General features: G+C 35.0%; 17 protein-coding genes and 1 other annotated feature. Of the genes, 3 read left to right on the top strand and 14 right to left on the bottom strand.

The genetic code is table 11. From position 1 onward, the window contains the following. Positions 1 to 101: 101 nt before the first annotated feature. A complete protein-coding gene (gene proS / locus ACW0JX_RS02345) occupies positions 102 to 1,532 on the bottom strand; it encodes a proline--tRNA ligase (RefSeq protein ID WP_459245314.1) in 1,431 nt (476 codons plus the stop codon). 47 nt (positions 1,533 to 1,579) lie between these two features. Then, positions 1,580 to 1,786: a binding site (T-box leader), on the bottom strand. Between the two features lie 93 nt (positions 1,787 to 1,879). After that, positions 1,880 to 2,173 (bottom strand): YesK-like family protein, encoded by a 294-nt coding sequence (locus tag ACW0JX_RS02340; RefSeq protein WP_000383860.1) that lies wholly within the window; start codon positions 2,171 to 2,173, stop codon positions 1,880 to 1,882. Between the two features lie 153 nt (positions 2,174 to 2,326). Between ACW0JX_RS02340 and ACW0JX_RS02335 the strand changes: the two genes are divergently transcribed. Together ACW0JX_RS02335 and ACW0JX_RS02330 are read left to right on the top strand one after the other, a co-directional pair. Continuing rightward, on the top strand, positions 2,327 to 3,640 hold the full coding sequence (locus tag ACW0JX_RS02335) for an alkaline phosphatase family protein (RefSeq protein WP_053565342.1): 1,314 nt from the start codon (positions 2,327 to 2,329) through the stop codon (positions 3,638 to 3,640). 108 nt (positions 3,641 to 3,748) lie between these two features. Then, positions 3,749 to 5,032 (top strand): MFS transporter, encoded by a 1,284-nt coding sequence (locus ACW0JX_RS02330; protein ID WP_089170351.1) that lies wholly within the window; start codon positions 3,749 to 3,751, stop codon positions 5,030 to 5,032. A 69-nt stretch (positions 5,033 to 5,101) separates the two neighbouring features. Here ACW0JX_RS02330 and ACW0JX_RS02325 read toward each other — a convergent pair whose 3' ends face one another. The 7 genes from ACW0JX_RS02325 to ACW0JX_RS02295 form a co-directional block, all read right to left on the bottom strand. Then, a complete protein-coding gene (locus ACW0JX_RS02325; RefSeq protein ID WP_095691464.1) occupies positions 5,102 to 5,353 on the bottom strand; it encodes a helix-turn-helix transcriptional regulator in 252 nt (83 codons plus the stop codon). A 56-nt stretch (positions 5,354 to 5,409) separates the two neighbouring features. Further along, positions 5,410 to 6,642, bottom strand: coding sequence for an MFS transporter (locus ACW0JX_RS02320; protein WP_459245313.1), 1,233 nt, complete (start codon positions 6,640 to 6,642; stop codon positions 5,410 to 5,412). A 66-nt stretch (positions 6,643 to 6,708) separates the two neighbouring features. Beyond that, complete coding sequence (locus ACW0JX_RS02315) at positions 6,709 to 7,290, bottom strand: TetR/AcrR family transcriptional regulator (protein ID WP_001254447.1); 582 nt, start codon at positions 7,288 to 7,290, stop codon at positions 6,709 to 6,711. An 80-nt stretch (positions 7,291 to 7,370) separates the two neighbouring features. Further along, the gene (locus tag ACW0JX_RS02310) at positions 7,371 to 7,514 is read right to left on the bottom strand and encodes a hypothetical protein (RefSeq protein ID WP_000817985.1); all 144 of its coding nucleotides are present in this window, start codon (positions 7,512 to 7,514) and stop codon (positions 7,371 to 7,373) included. 125 nt (positions 7,515 to 7,639) lie between these two features. Beyond that, positions 7,640 to 7,879: a hypothetical protein gene (locus ACW0JX_RS02305; protein ID WP_089170349.1), complete on the bottom strand. Its 240-nt coding sequence runs from the start codon at positions 7,877 to 7,879 to the stop codon at positions 7,640 to 7,642. Between the two features lie 13 nt (positions 7,880 to 7,892). Next, positions 7,893 to 8,207, bottom strand: coding sequence for a thioredoxin family protein (locus ACW0JX_RS02300; RefSeq protein WP_064532164.1), 315 nt, complete (start codon positions 8,205 to 8,207; stop codon positions 7,893 to 7,895). Between the two features lie 10 nt (positions 8,208 to 8,217). Then, the gene (locus ACW0JX_RS02295) at positions 8,218 to 8,589 is read right to left on the bottom strand and encodes a DnaJ family domain-containing protein (protein ID WP_459245312.1); all 372 of its coding nucleotides are present in this window, start codon (positions 8,587 to 8,589) and stop codon (positions 8,218 to 8,220) included. Positions 8,590 to 8,960: 371 nt separating this feature from the next. Between ACW0JX_RS02295 and ACW0JX_RS02290 the strand changes: the two genes are divergently transcribed. Then, positions 8,961 to 10,985 carry a glycosyl hydrolase family 18 protein gene (locus ACW0JX_RS02290; RefSeq protein WP_459245311.1) on the top strand — a complete coding sequence of 675 codons (2,025 nt, stop codon included), beginning with the start codon at positions 8,961 to 8,963 and terminating at the stop codon, positions 10,983 to 10,985. Between the two features lie 446 nt (positions 10,986 to 11,431). On the opposite strand, the gene ACW0JX_RS02285 is transcribed toward ACW0JX_RS02290, so the two are convergent. From ACW0JX_RS02285 to ACW0JX_RS02265, 5 genes are all read right to left on the bottom strand, one after another. After that, positions 11,432 to 12,976 (bottom strand): ABC-F family ATP-binding cassette domain-containing protein, encoded by a 1,545-nt coding sequence (locus tag ACW0JX_RS02285; RefSeq protein WP_459245310.1) that lies wholly within the window; start codon positions 12,974 to 12,976, stop codon positions 11,432 to 11,434. 395 nt (positions 12,977 to 13,371) lie between these two features. Continuing rightward, the gene (locus ACW0JX_RS02280) at positions 13,372 to 14,121 is read right to left on the bottom strand and encodes an ABC transporter ATP-binding protein (protein ID WP_000016079.1); all 750 of its coding nucleotides are present in this window, start codon (positions 14,119 to 14,121) and stop codon (positions 13,372 to 13,374) included. Beyond that, complete coding sequence (locus ACW0JX_RS02275; RefSeq protein WP_459245309.1) at positions 14,118 to 15,116, bottom strand: ABC transporter substrate-binding protein; 999 nt, start codon at positions 15,114 to 15,116, stop codon at positions 14,118 to 14,120. Before ACW0JX_RS02275 ends, ACW0JX_RS02280 begins: the two co-directional genes overlap by 4 nt. Next, positions 15,113 to 15,886, bottom strand: a complete 774-nt coding sequence (locus ACW0JX_RS02270) for an ABC transporter permease (protein WP_459245308.1) — start codon at positions 15,884 to 15,886, stop codon at positions 15,113 to 15,115. The genes ACW0JX_RS02275 and ACW0JX_RS02270 overlap by 4 nt, the downstream gene beginning before the upstream one ends. After that, positions 15,858 to 16,178, bottom strand: a complete 321-nt coding sequence (locus ACW0JX_RS02265) for an MTH1187 family thiamine-binding protein (RefSeq protein ID WP_000082906.1) — start codon at positions 16,176 to 16,178, stop codon at positions 15,858 to 15,860. The genes ACW0JX_RS02270 and ACW0JX_RS02265 overlap by 29 nt, the downstream gene beginning before the upstream one ends. Positions 16,179 to 16,273: the final 95 nt, after the last annotated feature.

Below are 16,273 nucleotides of genomic sequence, written 5' to 3'. Positions count from 1 at the left end.
CATCTAAAAAGTACATGAAATAATGTATAAAACTAAAAAGGGCTTTGGATTGCATTTTATTATGCAGCCCAAAGTCCTTTTTATCACCTATCAAAAGAGTATTAATACGCTTTTCCCCAATACACCATTTGTTTAGCTTCTTTACCACAACAAATACATTCTTCAGCTAAATGCTCTTGCTCAAAAGGCATACAACGTGAAGATACTCCCACTTCTTCTTTTAGTTTCTCTTCACAAGCCACTTCCCCGCACCACATTGCTTTAATAAAGCCTTGCTTTTCGTCAGCTACTTTTTTCATCTCTTCGAAATTTGTCACAGCATATGTATTCTCATCGCGAAATGCTTTTGCTTTATTAAATAAAGAACTATGAATTTCTTCAAGTAATGCTGGAATACGTTCTTCTAATTGATCCATTGGTACAAATTCTTTTTCCTTCGTATCTCTTCTTACAAGTACAACTTGATTCTTTTCAATATCTTTAGGACCAACTTCTAATCGAATTGGAATACCCTTCATTTCATACTCATTAAATTTCCAACCAGGCGTTTTATTACTAGCATCTATTTTTACTCGTGCAACCTTTTGAATATGTCCTTGTAACTCTGTTGCTTTTGCTAAAACTCCTTCTTTATGCTGAGCAATTGGTACAATAACAACTTGCACTGGAGCGACTTTTGGTGGCATTACAAGTCCATTATTATCGCTATGAACCATTATTAGCCCGCCTATCATTCTTGTTGATACACCCCAAGATGTTTGGTGCACATATTGCCATTTACCGTTACGATCTAAAAACTTAATATCAAATGCTTCTGAGAAATTCGTCCCAAAGTTATGAGAGGTTCCTGTTTGAAGCGCTTTTCCATCATGCATTAAACTTTCAATTGTATAAGTTGCCTTTGCTCCAGCAAACTTCTCTTTTTCTGTTTTTTGTCCTTTAATAACTGGTATCGCTAAATAATCCTCACAGAAAGAAGCATATATGTTTAAAATATTTAATGTTTCAGCCTGCGATTCTTCTGCCGTTTCATGGATTGTATGACCCTCTTGCCATAAAAATTCAGTCGTACGAAGGAATGGTCTAGTTGTCTTCTCCCAACGAACTACTGAACACCACTGATTATATAACTTTGGCAAATCATTATAGGATTGCACAATTTTTGAAAAGTGCTCACAGAATAAAGTTTCAGATGTAGGACGTACACAAAGTCTTTCCGCTAACTTTTCATCCCCGCCATGCGTAACCCATGCTACTTCAGGAGCAAATCCTTCAACATGATCCTTCTCTTTTTGCAATAAACTCTCTGGGATAAACATTGGCATATATACATTTTCATGGCCAGTTTCTTTTAACTTCTCATCCATCACCTTCTGCATATTCTCCCATAAGGCATAACCATACGGACGTAAAATCATGCACCCTTTTACACTTGAATAATCAACAAGTTCGGCTTTTTTTACAATATCGGTATACCACTGCGCAAAGTCCTCTTCCATCTTCGTAATGGCTTGCACTTGTTCTTTTGCCATAGTCAGTCTTCCTCCTTCTAGAAAATACAAAAAAGCCCGCGTCCCTAAATAGGGACCGAGCTTTGCCGGCGTTACCACCCTGATTCATGCACAAAAATTGCGCATGCTCTCTTTTTGATAACGGGAAATTCCCGCTGCATATGCAGAACTCAAAGGCAGGTTCCATATTTCCTTTTTAAGAATCTTTCAGCCTGGCGGATTCTCTCTCTGCTAAAAAGGTTGAATATGTACTAGTCCTTTTTCATCGTTATAACGAAATAAATTTGTTGATTATCATAATACAAATTCTTTTTTAAAACAATAGCTAATTTTCTTATTATTATATATTCTTTTCATTTTTTACAGTTTTATACGTAGCTTTTTCGAGAGATTTTTACAAGTTGATGTGCAATCATACCAATAAGTGTACCTAGTAGAACGAAGAAACCAATAAATCCATATCCCATTCCTTCCCACCCACCAATAACCATCATGGTAACAGGAAATGATGCTAAGCAAAGAAGTATTACAATCAGTGCAAATATAATATCAAACTGTTTGTCTGGAAAACGTTTCTTTAGTAAATATGAAATAGCAAATACAAGGAGAATTGTGATGCCACCAATGATGTAAAATATACCGAATCCATCTAACCAGTCCATACTATTCCCTCCGTCCATAGATTCCCTTATACTTATTATATGTTTAATTTTTCTGAAAATAAACAATAAATTTTATTCAGAAACATATTTTTATTACTAGGTATTAATAGTAATATATAAGAATAGGTTTTATATAATTAGGAGGATTACTTTATGGATAAAGCATTAACGAATCGTGTCATTATTTTATCATTCGACTGTTTATCAGCTTTAGATTTTCCTATACTACAAAAACTACCTCATTTCCAATCTCTAATAAAAAAGGGCACGGTTGTCGAAAAAGTAGAACCAATTTATCCTTCTGTAACATATCCAAGCCACTCAACAATCGTAACCGGTAATTACCCTAACAAGCACGGTGTTGTTAGTAATACGTTACTTCAACCAGGACGTGAATCACCTGATTGGCATTGGTACCGAAAATCGATAAAAGGAACAACATTGTATGATGAAGCGCGTAAAGCAAATTTAACGACAGCTGCCCTTCTATGGCCTGTTACTGGGAGAGCAAACATTGATTACAATTTACCAGAAATTTTCCCCAATAGACCGTGGCAAAATCAAGTGTTAGTTTCCTTATTTAGCGGTAGCCCACTATACCAATTAGATTTAAATCTTCGTTTCGGCCATATAAGAAATGGTTTATCACAACCAGAGCTGGATGATTTCGTCCTCGCCTCTGCTGTACACACCATTCAGACGAAAAAGCCTAATGTTATGTTCGTACATTTCACTGATTTAGACACGCAAAGACATTATCATGGCTTTGAATCTAACGAAACAATAGCTGCAATTCATAGACATGATGAGCGGCTCGGGAAAATTATTCAAACTTTAAAAGACAGTGACCTATACGAAGAGAGTACAATTATCGCTCTTGGTGACCATAGCGCTTTAAGTGAAAACAAAGCGATTCAATTAAATGTGCTATTCCAACAAAAAGGCCTCGTATCTATAAATAAAAAAGGGCTATTAGTAGATTGGAAGGCCTATTGTCAAAGTTGCGACGGGTCTGCCTATGTATATGTGAAAGACAAAAATGATACGGATACAATTCGAGAAGTACAACTACTCCTTGAAGAACTGCTGCAAAATAAACAGAATGGAATTGAATTTATACTTCATGATGAAGCTGCGAAAGACTGCGGTGCAGATGGTAATTGTTTATTTATGTTAGAAGCGCAAGAGGGGTATTATTTCACTGAAAACTATACAGGAGATTTTATAAAAGACATTACTGAAAAAGATGTTACGCCTAGTAAAAAATATACATTTGGTACGCATGGATACTCTCCAACAAAACCTAACTATGAAACAATTTTTATCGCTGCTGGAAAAGGAATAAAAACCGGCGTTACCGTCCCGTATATGAGACTTATTGATGAAGGTCCAACTATCGCTAGACTACTCGGTTTACACTTAGGTGAAACAGACGGATCAATTGTAGAGGATTTACTCCAATTGTAAAGAACTGTGTATATATGTAAAAGTTCTGTAAAAATCATCACTGTTTCTCTTTTTATAATTTTTATTTTTGTACACTGTTAGTAGAACAAATTTAAGGGGGAACACTATATGAAAAAAATGTCCAGACAAGAAAAAAGCTGGATATTATACGATTGGGCGAACTCGGTATATTCGCTCGTCATTACAACTGCATTATTTCCAATTTACTTTAAAGCAGCTGCAAAAGAAGCCGGGCTATCTGGTGCAACTTCAACAGCATATTGGGGATATGCAAACTCGTTCGCTACACTTTTAATTTCTATACTTGCTCCTATTCTCGGCACAGTTGCTGATTATAAAGGATTTAAAAAACGATTTTTCACATTCTTCTTTGGACTTGGTATCGTATTTACAAGTATGTTAGCAGTCGTTCCAACATCTCAGTGGTACTTACTATTAGGATGCTATATGCTCGCCTTAGTTGGTTTTGCTGGAGCCAACATTTTCTATGATGCATTTTTAGTAGATGTCACTTCTGAAGATAGAATGGATCGAATTTCTACAAGAGGTTTCGCTTTAGGCTATATTGGGAGTACTATTCCTTTTATCGGTTGTATCGCTCTTATTATTCTTGCTCAAAAAGGAACTATCCCTTTATCAGTAGGCATTGCTAGTCAAATTTCATTCGCGATAACAGCTCTTTGGTGGGGGTTATTTACAATTCCGATGCTTAAAAACGTAGAGCAAACACACTATATTGAGCGTCATCCAAGACCTATTAGAATGAGCTTCAAACGTCTTGCTGATACTTTTAAAAATATTAAAGAATATAAAACTGTATTTATGTTTCTAATTGCTTACTTTTTCTATATTGACGGAGTCGATACAATTATTACTATGTCTACAGCTTACGGAACCGATCTCGGTATCAGTGCAACGAATCTATTAATCATATTATTTGTAACACAAATTGTCGCTTGTCCATTTGCGTTACTATACGGAAAACTATCTGAAACATTTACTGGTAAAAAAATGTTATATGTCGGTATCATTATTTATATCATTATTTGCACATATGCTTATTTCTTAAAAACGACACTTGATTTTTGGATTTTAGCAATGTTAGTTGCTACATCTCAAGGTGGTATTCAAGCACTAAGTCGTTCATACTTTGCAAAACTAGTACCAAAAGAATCTGCTAATGAATTCTTCGGATTTTATAATATCTTTGGTAAGTTTGCCGCAATTATGGGACCGGTATTAGTCGGTGTTACAACGCAATTAACAGGAAAAACAAACGCTGGTGTTCTTAGTATTATTGTTCTGTTTATTATCGGTGGATTCTTACTCACTAGAGTTCCAGAAAATAATACATCCGTTACACCACCTAGTCCAAAGACTAAAACGCTATAAGAAAAGATCCTCTTCTCATAAGAAGAGGATCTTTTTTATTTTTAACGGTGCGCCTTATAACGAACGACTCTACTGCTTGTACAAAAATAATTTATCAACAGTTGTTCCTAATACTTCAGCTAAACGGAATGCTAACGCTAAGCTTGGATCATATTTATTATTCTCAATTGCATTTATCGTCTGTCTAGAAACCTTGCATTTATCAGCTAATGCGCCTTGTGAAATATTATTTTCAGTGCGTAATTCATAGATTTGATTTTTCACACCATTGCTCCTAACCTGTAAAATCATTTTTACAACATCAGTATATAATTGGCTCATATAGTTGTCAAAAGTTCCTCAAAGAAAAAGGGAGCAATTTTGCTCCCTTACAATAGTTATTTCGAAGCTAACGAATTTGTTAGTTCCTCTTTATTAGCGACAGCTTCTTTCTTTATTTGCATACGTAGAACTGGCCCTATCGCTAATAAAATAAGTGCCATCGCTATACAAAACACAGTAACTAGTGAAGTTAGTTCCTTTAATCCTCCAGCTAGTGAAGTTCCAATTAACATTGCCCCCATAAACAGTGGTAAAATCGTCCCATTTACTCTTCCAACCATATTTTCTGGTACAAGTTGAATCATAAGCGTACCGACAACGATATTAACACAAGCTAAACAAATACCTGTTCCAAATCTCATGAAACTAGTAATCCAAAATGATGTAGATAACCCTTCTACTAAAAATGACATCGCTAATATGCTCATGCCGAATACAAACATCTTTTTCGGATTCACTTTTGAAGCGAAAACTGCAGCAACAATACCACCGATTAACATACCTATTCCGTCAGCTGCTGCTAAATATTGAACCGCTTCCTTTTCCATTCCAAGGCGTTCTATTACAAGAAACACCTCTAATGGAGTTGTTAATCCAACAGCTAAGCCTATAATGGTGAAAGTGAACGTAATCATACGTAAATTTTTCGTATGAAGAACATACTTCCAACCTTCTTTTATATCATTTTTTAATGAATCTCTCGCCACTTGCTCTTTTTCAACCCATTTTGGTAAAAATGAAAGGGCGATAGCAGATAACAAAAATAAAATGATTAAGCTATATAGTGACGTAAATAAACCAAGTTGTGTATACACAAGCGATCCTACCACTGGTCCAAAAATCAGAAATAATGACTGTAATGTTTGGTTAAATGCAATCGCATTTGCTACCTCTTCTTCTTTTACATAGCGCTTAAATATACGCGACGATGACGGCTGAGAAAACTGACCTACAATCGCGGAAATGAGTGTTGCAAAAAATATAGCCTGCCAATAATCCAGCTTTAACAACAGGACAATTCCTATAATAGACAGTACACTCAACACATCTCCAGCGACCATTGTTCTTTTCGGATTCCAGCGATCTGCTAATGCACCACCAATGAACGAGAAAATAAAGATAGGTGCATACTCCATGACAGATAATAGAGACACTGAAACTGGATCATTATTTGTCCGCTCCATTATGAAATATAAAAGAGCCATATTTCTGATCCAAATTGCAAATTGTTGTAAAATATCAGATGCCATAACGAGCATAAATGCTCGGTTTTTAAATAAAGCGTTCACTTTCATTCCCCTTCCATAAACCGACCGTTCGGTCTAGTTTGTTTTGTAAGAAAAGCAACTGACTTATTATTCAGCTGCCATTCCTTTTAACAATACATCTATTGCCTTTTTATAAATACGCTTCAACTCTTTATAATCTAACTCGTAGTAAAGTACTCCAAGCCCTGATAATAATCCGTTCACAATATACATAAGATCACGAGCATTATCTTCACGGAACTCTCCAGACTGTATACCTGCTTCAATTAATTTCTCAAACATAACATATGATTCTCTAGTTAAAGCTAACAGTTCATCCAGAATCTCTTTACTTACAACTTGGCTCATAGAGAATTCCTCTATTGCATTTGAAATTGGTTGCTGTATGTCCTCTACATGATATTCCGCGAGACCATATAGTTTTTCAGTACTAGTACTATACAACTTCTCTTTTTCATTCCATTTTTCAACCCAATCATACGTATGCTGTTTCACTACAAATAAAAATAATTCTTCTTTACTTTTAAAGTGATAATAAATGCTTCCTTTACTTCGCTCTGTAATTTCACAAATCTCTTCCATAGATGTAGCTGCATAGCCCTTCTGTGAAAATAGACTTTCTGCTTTATATGCAATTTCTTTCTTTATCTCTTCTGCACTTCTTCTCATATTCACACCTCTTTAAACCGACCGTTCAGTCTAATAATAACAAATCAAAAACCTCTATCGCAAGAGGCTATATTCCTTATTTAAGAAAACGTACTTTCAAACCAAGTTCGAATCATATGTATTGTTCCAAATTTAAATGCTAATTTAACAAGAATTACACCTCCCGCAGCTAATAAAAACAACACTACTTTCCCCTTATTTTTCACTTTCGGTTCCCTTTTCATTTCCATTCCCCTTAGTATGTTAAAAATATTAATCAAACGTTTGTTTAACTGTGTTTATGCATATGTAAGCCGACTAATCAAACGTTTGTTTAAAAAGAAATACGCCTATATAAGGCGCATTTTCATCAATCACCACCGCAGCTTCCTCCGCTATCTCCCCCAAAAGACCCTCCACAATCATGTGAGCCACCATCATGCGAGCTATCATTATCAGATCCAGCAAAGAAAAATAATGGTGATGAGCTGTTAGATGAATTATGAATGTTATTTTGTTTTGTAAGATTTACCTTCTTTTTGTTCGATCGAACTGCTGTTACGATTATTCCAACTACAACAAATAATAGTATGACAATAATAAATTCCATATAAAAGCCTCCCTTATTCCTCGAATAATTGAATGGTTCTCTCTAGATTTTCAAGTGAAATGAAGCGCGATTCTCGAAGGATCTCTTTTCCATTATAAAATAATAAAATTGTCGGTCCTGTAAATACGGCATATCGCCCCGCAATCTCTTGCATGTCTTGTAGTAATATCTCTATTTTCTCTACGTAATCATAATTCTCTAATACGCAATTTACTTTTCTTAGCATAACATCACAAACACCACAATTTTCCGTTTTAATAAACAGAAGTACCAATTGTTGTTCTTCGATATAGGTCGCTAATTCTTCTATCGTTTTAAATGTAGTCATCTTATCCCTCTTAGCGTAATTTACGAAATACTTTTTCTTGATACATACGAAAAGCTGAACTATCTTTAATCTTTCTCTTTTCCATTACCTGCTGAAAACGAAGCGTTTTTACTGTTAACTCTTCTCTTAATTTCTTTCTCTCTTCTTCATCATAACAGCAAGCAATTAGATCCTCTATTTTTAATATATCTTTTTGTAGTTCCATTTCTGGTGGAATCATTCCCGCATTTTTAAAAATTTTATAACTCATTCTAAGTTCTGGAGGTACCATTGAAAAATCTTCTAATTGTAGTGGTTTTCCTTTTCCCGGAAGATAATCAAGATCACCATTCCGTATTGCTTTTCGAATTTTTTCTTCAGCAATGTTCAAAAACACATCCACACTATTCCCTCCTTTACATATTTTTACTATTATTTTACATGATATTTCCTTATCTTTCTACGTCTTTAATAATTGGCTCCATACAATTTTTTCTCAAATTTATTTATAATGAGCTATTTCCTCCCATACCGATCTTTCGTTTTCATATATAATTTGTATTCAAGCCTTTTTGTATTGAGAAAGTCTTTTACAACTGAATAAAGCGTTTACACTAAATCTTACATTTGTTACGATTTAATCACCCCCAGCTCCCTTGTATAGACTTCGTGATGTCTGATCATTTTATCTAGACGTTTCATACGTCTAGATTCATTTTGATTTATTGGCGTATGCCTTTAAATATATCTTTTATTTTGAAAGGAGAAATGGCTATGAGGTCTCAAAAATTCACACTGCTATTACTATCTCTACTACTTTTCTTACCTCTTTTTCTCACAAATTTTATTACTCCAAATCTCGCATTAGCAGATTCACCAAAGCAAAATCAAAAAATTGTTGGGTACTTTCCTTCGTGGGGCGTTTACGGACGTAATTATCAAGTTGCTGACATTGATGCATCAAAACTTACTCACCTTAACTATGCTTTCGCTGATATTTGTTGGAATGGAAAACATGGAAACCCTTCTACTCATCCTGATAATCCAAATAAACAAACGTGGAACTGTAAAGAATCTGGTGTACCATTGCAAAATAAAGAGGTTCCTAATGGTACTCTCGTACTCGGGGAACCATGGGCTGATGTTACCAAATCGTATCCTGGCTCAGGTACAACTTGGGAAGATTGCGATAAATATGCCCGTTGCGGAAATTTCGGAGAACTAAAACGATTAAAAGCTAAATATCCTCACTTAAAAACAATTATTTCCGTTGGTGGCTGGACTTGGTCTAACCGTTTTTCTGATATGGCCGCTGATGAAAAAACAAGAAAAGTATTTGCTGAATCTACAGTAGCTTTTCTTCGCACATATGGGTTTGATGGCGTAGATTTAGACTGGGAATATCCGGGCGTTGAAACGATTCCTGGTGGTAGTTATCGTCCTGAAGATAAACAAAATTTCACTCTCCTTCTTCAAGACGTCCGAAATGCTTTGAATAAAGCAGGTACTGAAGATGGCAAACAATATTTACTAACAATTGCTTCAGGTGCAAGCCAACGCTACGCTGATCATACAGAGCTAAAGAAAATTTCTCAAATACTCGATTGGATTAATATTATGACATATGATTTCCACGGCGGATGGGAAGCTACTTCTAATCATAATGCAGCTCTATATAAGGATCCAAATGACCCAGCAGCAAATACGAATTTTTACGTAGATGGTGCTATAAATGTTTATACAAATGAAGGTGTTCCAGTCGATAAACTAGTATTAGGCGTACCCTTTTACGGACGTGGCTGGAAAAGTTGTGGCAAAGAAAATAACGGACAATATCAACCTTGCAAACCAGGTAGCGATGGGAAACTTGCTTCTAAAGGTACTTGGGATGATTATTCTACCGGTGACACAGGTGTGTATGATTACGGTGATTTAGCAGCCAATTACGTTAATAAAAATGGTTTTGTACGCTACTGGAATGACACAGCTAAAGTACCTTACTTATATAATGCGACTACAGGCACATTTATTAGCTACGATGACAATGAATCTATGAAATATAAAACAGACTATATAAAGACGAAGGGTTTAAGTGGAGCAATGTTTTGGGAACTAAGCGGGGATTGCCGTACAAGTCCAAAATATAGTTGTAGTGGTCCAAAATTACTTGATACGCTAGTAAAAGAATTACTTGGTGGACCTATTAGTCAAAAAGATACTGAGCCACCAATGAATGTTAAAAATATTGTAGTTACGAATAAAAATTCAAACTCAGTTCAATTAAACTGGACTGCATCTACTGATAACGTAGGAGTTACGGAATATGAAATTACTGCTGGAGAAGAGAAATGGAGTACAACAACAAATAGCATTACAATTAAAAACTTAAAACCTAATACAGAATACACATTTTCAGTAATTGCCAAAGATGCTGCTGGAAATAAATCACACCCTACCGCTCTTACTGTCAAAACGGATGAAACTAATACGACACCTCCTGATGGAAATGGCACTGCTACATTTTCAGTCACTTCGAATTGGGGCAGCGGTTATAACTTCTCGATTATAATCAAAAATAATGGAACGACTCCTATTAAAAATTGGAAATTAGAATTTGATTATAGCGGCAATTTAACACAAGTTTGGGATTCTAAAATTAGTAGTAAAACAAATAATCATTATGTAATTACAAACGCAGGATGGAATGGCGAAATTCCTCCTGGTGGATCTATTACAATCGGTGGTGCAGGAACAGGTAATCCTGCCGAACTTTTAAATGCCGTCATTAGCGAAAACTAGACGTAATATCCATTAATTATTTCACTAAAGTTTGAATTTAGGTTCGAGCAAGACTTCCTAAATTCAAACTTTTAATTTTATGAAAAATCAAAAATATCACAATAACCTATTATAATTATATTTGGTTTCTAATATGAAGTTTATATGAAGTTCATTTGAATTTTACATGAATTTCCTTTAATTTCTATTGTCTTCCTATAATATCCACATTATCCTTTATATATAGGAATTATTTTCATTCCGTTTTGAACTATCTATATATATAAAGAAAGATAGTCACCTGTTAGGGAAAGGCTTTCGTATTATTATAAATATAACAAAAGAAAAAGCACGCTTATAAGCGCACCATAAGAGTGCTTCTTCATACAATTCTCATGTAAGAGTTCTCGAAAATCATGTTAATCACAAAGAAAAGGCATTAGCTCATAAAAGCTAATGCCTTTTCTTTATTCATATTGTTCAGCATTCCAATCTTCTATATTCCATACTTTTGTTATCCACGATTCATAGAAAGAAGGTTCATGTGAGACAATTAAAACTGTTCCTTTGTATTGTTGTAACGCTTCCTGTAAAGCCATCTTAGTTTCTACATCCAAATGATTAGTCGGTTCGTCTAAAATTAAAACATTGCTTTTCGTTACGATAAGTTCACATAAACGCACTTTCGTTTGCTCTCCACCGCTTAATAAACGAATAGGTTTTAATACGTGTTCTTCTTTCAATCCACACTTCGCTAATGCTTGGCGCACTTCTTTCTTTGTCATATCTGGTCGTTCTGCCCAAACTTTCTCTAACGGTGTTATTTCTGAAGCAAACTCTTCCTGTGCAAAATAAGCAGGATTTACTCGTTCCCCAACAAAAATTGAACCGCTTAGCGGCTTTATTTGACCTAATAACGTCTTTAACATTGTTGTTTTTCCAATACCATTCTGACCAACAATAGCTATCTTTTCTCCTTTTTTCACTTGTAAATTCAAGTCTGGAAATAACGGCTCACTATAACCCACTCTTAGTTTCTCAGCCTGTAATATACGACTTACTGGTTCATTATAAACAGTAAAAGCAAAACGGGACCGAGGTATATTATTAACCTTTTCAACCCTTTGCATTTTCTCCAATACTTTCTCTCGACTTTTTGCCTGTTTTGCTTTTCGAATCTTATTTTTTTGAATAAATGTTTCTAACTGAGCAATTTCTTTTTGTTGTTTCACATACGCCGATTGTAATTGTTTCCTTTGTACTTGGTAACTTTGTAAAAACTTTTCATAATCCCCTACATATCGCTTAACTTTTCGTTCTTCTAGATGGTAAATGACATTCGTAATATTGTTCAAAAATACTTCATCATGCGAAATGATAATATAAGCTTTTTCGTACAGTTTCAAGTACGATTGCAACCATTCTATATGTGCTGTATCTAAATAGTTCGTTGGTTCATCTAGCAATAAAACATCAGCTTTTTCTAGAAGAAGCTTTCCTAGTAATAACTTTGTCCGCTGTCCTCCACTTAACTTTGAAACATCCTTTTCCAATCCTATTTCAAACAGCCCTAAACCAATTGCCACTTCTTCAATTTCTGTATGAATTTGATAGAAATTAGAGTTTTCCAATATAGTTTGTAACTCTCCATACCTTACTAACAATTTTTCTACTTCTACTGCTTCAGCCATCTCTTCTGCAATTTTTAACATTTCGTATTCAATCGCATACAAGTTAGAAAATGCACTTTGCAAGTATCCTTCAATTGTTATTCCTTCTTGTAAATCTATATGCTGCTGCAAAAATCCAACCTTCACATGTGGAAACCATTCAATGTTCCCATCATCATGTATAAGTTCTCCTGTTAAAATTCTTAGCAGTGTTGATTTTCCAATCCCATTTTTCCCTACTAACCCAACATGCTCCCCCTTTAATAATCGAAAGCACGCATTATATAAGATGGTTTTCTCACCATACGAATGACTTAAATTTTCTACTGTTAATATACTCATTTTTTTCTCTCCTTTACTTATCGTCCATAAGCTAAATAGAGAGACCAACAGTATGAAGCCTTATTTAATTATGCATATAAAAATGGGTAAGGTGAATACACCTTACCCATTACATATTATCGTAAAAAAGGATTAAGGTTCTTTACCTGCTGTCTTCAATTTAGCTTAATCTTAAAAAATGGGCAGACTTCTCCCATATCAAGCTAAAACCATTTGAAGAACAGTTGATAAAGTCATTTTATCCTTTCACTCCTTTAACATTTGTTATATTAAGAGTATAAACTACTCTGTTATATTCTATTCTCTATTTTCCCTTTTGTTCCTTCTCCATCTTTTCATATTCTAAAAAAAGCCTCTTAACAGTAATTATACTAAAAACTGTTAAAAGGCTTTTTCTATTTTTTCATATAAGGAGCTAACACACTTAAAATCTCTTCTTTATCCTTTTTTAATTCGAGTGATGTTAACATATCCATCGTTCTCGGTCTAGGTAATTTCACTTGTACCTCGCCAACAATTGACGCTGGTCTTTGAGATAAAATAAATACGCGATCTGAAAGCAAGATTGCCTCATCTAAGTCATGTGTAACCATAACGATTGTTTGCTTCTCTTGATGCCAAGAGTTTAAAAGCCAGCTATGTACTTCCATTTTTGTAAATGCATCTAACTTTCCAAAAGGCTCATCAAGCAGCATAATTGGCTTTTCACATAAATATGTGCGCAGAAAACTAATTCTTTGACGCATACCACCAGACAATTCATCTGGATAATGGTCTGCATATTCATCTAGTTCGAACTGCTTTAATGCTTCCATTCCTTCTGTCAGCCTTTGTTTTTTCGGCTTTCCTTCAATTTCTAACGGAAGAACGATATTTTGCAAAGCTGATCGCCACGGTAGTAATAAATCTTGTTGTGGCATATAACTAACAACATCTTGCTCTTGTACTTGCTTATCTTTATACATTACGTTCCCGCTTGTTGGTTTTTCAACATTTGCAATCATGTTTAATAATGTGCTCTTCCCGCAACCACTCGGTCCTACAAAGGAAACAAACTCTCCCTCTTGTATAGAGGCACTAATATTCTCTAATACATTCTTTCCGTCGAAAGATTTCACTATATTTTTTATTTGTAATCCGCTCATTTTTCACTTGGAAGGAATTCATTTGTAAAAGCATCTTTTACATCGATTTTCTTTTTAATAACTTTGTTGTCATATAAGAAATTCATGTAATTCGTCCAAATTTCTTCCTTCTGTACTCCCCATGCTTTCGCATCATCTTGATACTTCGCACTTAACCATTTCTGGCTTTCTTGAACTAAATCTTTATTTACATCTGGAACAGCTTTAATTAGAATATCAGCAGCTTCTTTCGGTTCCTTAATTGCAAAATTATAACCTTCTGTTGTTGCACTCATAAACTTTTTCACAAAGTCTTTATCTTGCTTCGTATGTTTTTCACTCGTAATAATAACAGGACTATAGAAATCAAGCGCTGGATCTAAGTCTTTCACCATAATCGTATTTAACTCTTTTCCTTGGCGCTTCGCTTCAATACCATCCCAACCGTAATAAATCCATTCGAAATCTGCATCACGGCCGATTGATTTAAAGAAATCTGTTTGTCCTAAGAGGATTTTTTCAACTTTATTAAAATCAGCTTGATGCTTATCCATAATCGTCTTTAATGTCGCTTCTTCCGCTGGTCCTCCCCAGCCGCCATAACGTTTACCTTCAAAATCTTTCGATGACGTCATATTATCTTTCTTAAGCGATGCAAACGCTGAAGTGTTATGCTGAATAATCGTTCCTACAGATACAACAGGAATTCCTTCCACACGAGCTAATGTTACATTTTCTTGTGCGCTTATTGCGAAGTCTGCTTTTCCTGATGCTATCATTTGCTCTGCTGTTACATTGTCACCTGGTTGAATAATTTCTACATCTAATCCTTGCTTTTTGTAATAATCTTTCGTTTGCGCTACATACAAGCCAGTATGATTCGTATTTGGAAACCAATCTAATACTACTTTTACTTTTTGATCTTTACTTGCACTTTCTTCTTTCTTCGCCGGATTACATCCAGCCACACCTACCGCTACTAAGGCAGCTAACATAACTTTCAAACCTTTTTTCATTTTCTGCCGTCCTTTCTATATATCCATGGTGCTGTTATTCTTGCCATAAACTCTACGATAAAATACAGGCATAATGTCACTATAACGATGATTGCTGCAACACCAAATACTCGGGCAGTCAAAAAGGATTTTGTAGCCCTCGTAAGCATAACGCCTAATCCTTCACTTGCACCGAGCCATTCTCCGATAATTGCCCCCATTACGCTATATGTAACTGCAATTTTTAAACCGGAGAAAAAGTATGGAAGCACTGCTGGAAATTTTACTTTCTGGTAAACTTGCCATTTTGTCGCCTTCATTGTTTGTAACAGCTTCAACATGTTTTTATCTACTGTTTGAAAACCTTCTAAAATACTAAGCGCAATTGGGAAGAAACAAACGAGTATTACGACCATTACTTTCGGCAACATCCCATATCCAAACCAAATAATAAATAGCGGTGCAAGTACAACAATTGGAATTGTTTGCGAAATAACGAGCAATGGATTTATTAAAATACGAAATAACGGTATAACGTCCATAATAATTGCGATGCTCGTCCCCAATAAAATTGCAAAGAATAGTCCAATTATAACTTCCTGCAGTGTTTGCATCGTATTTGGTAATAGTAAATCTTTCATCCCAATTAATTCTTGAACAATGGCAGAAGGCTTTGGTAAAATCCACGGTTCGATTTTAAATAATGAAACAGATCCTTCCCATATCACAATGAGAAGGATAAGCCAAATAGTTGTAATAAGTTTAGATTGCTTCTGGTTTTGCATATTCATCACGGTACTTCCAAACCTTTTCATCTATCGTTACACCAGTGCTTGGACGATAATGGATTTTAATAGAAGTAATCACTTCTTCTGCTCCAGCATCGACGCAAGCTTGTTGCGCACGTTTAACGACATCAAGAAGTACATCTAATTCTCCTTCCAAAGTTGTTTCCATTGCCCCTACTTCATAACGAACTCCCGATTGTTGCACAACTTCAATTGCTTTATCGACAACAGAATATACATCTTTCGTTTTCGCTTGTGGTACTACTGAAAATGACATTGTAACTTGTTGTGACATAATAAAATCCCCCTTATAAAATTAGATTTCAAAAATAAGAAAAGGCTTTCCTACTGCGTAGGAAAGCCTTGTATGCAAGTTATTATAGAATAACA

Source organism: Bacillus sp. C-3-6, from assembly GCF_054509685.1.
Note: the sequence above shows the minus strand (reverse complement) of the source record. Positions and strands in the feature narration are given on the sequence as shown.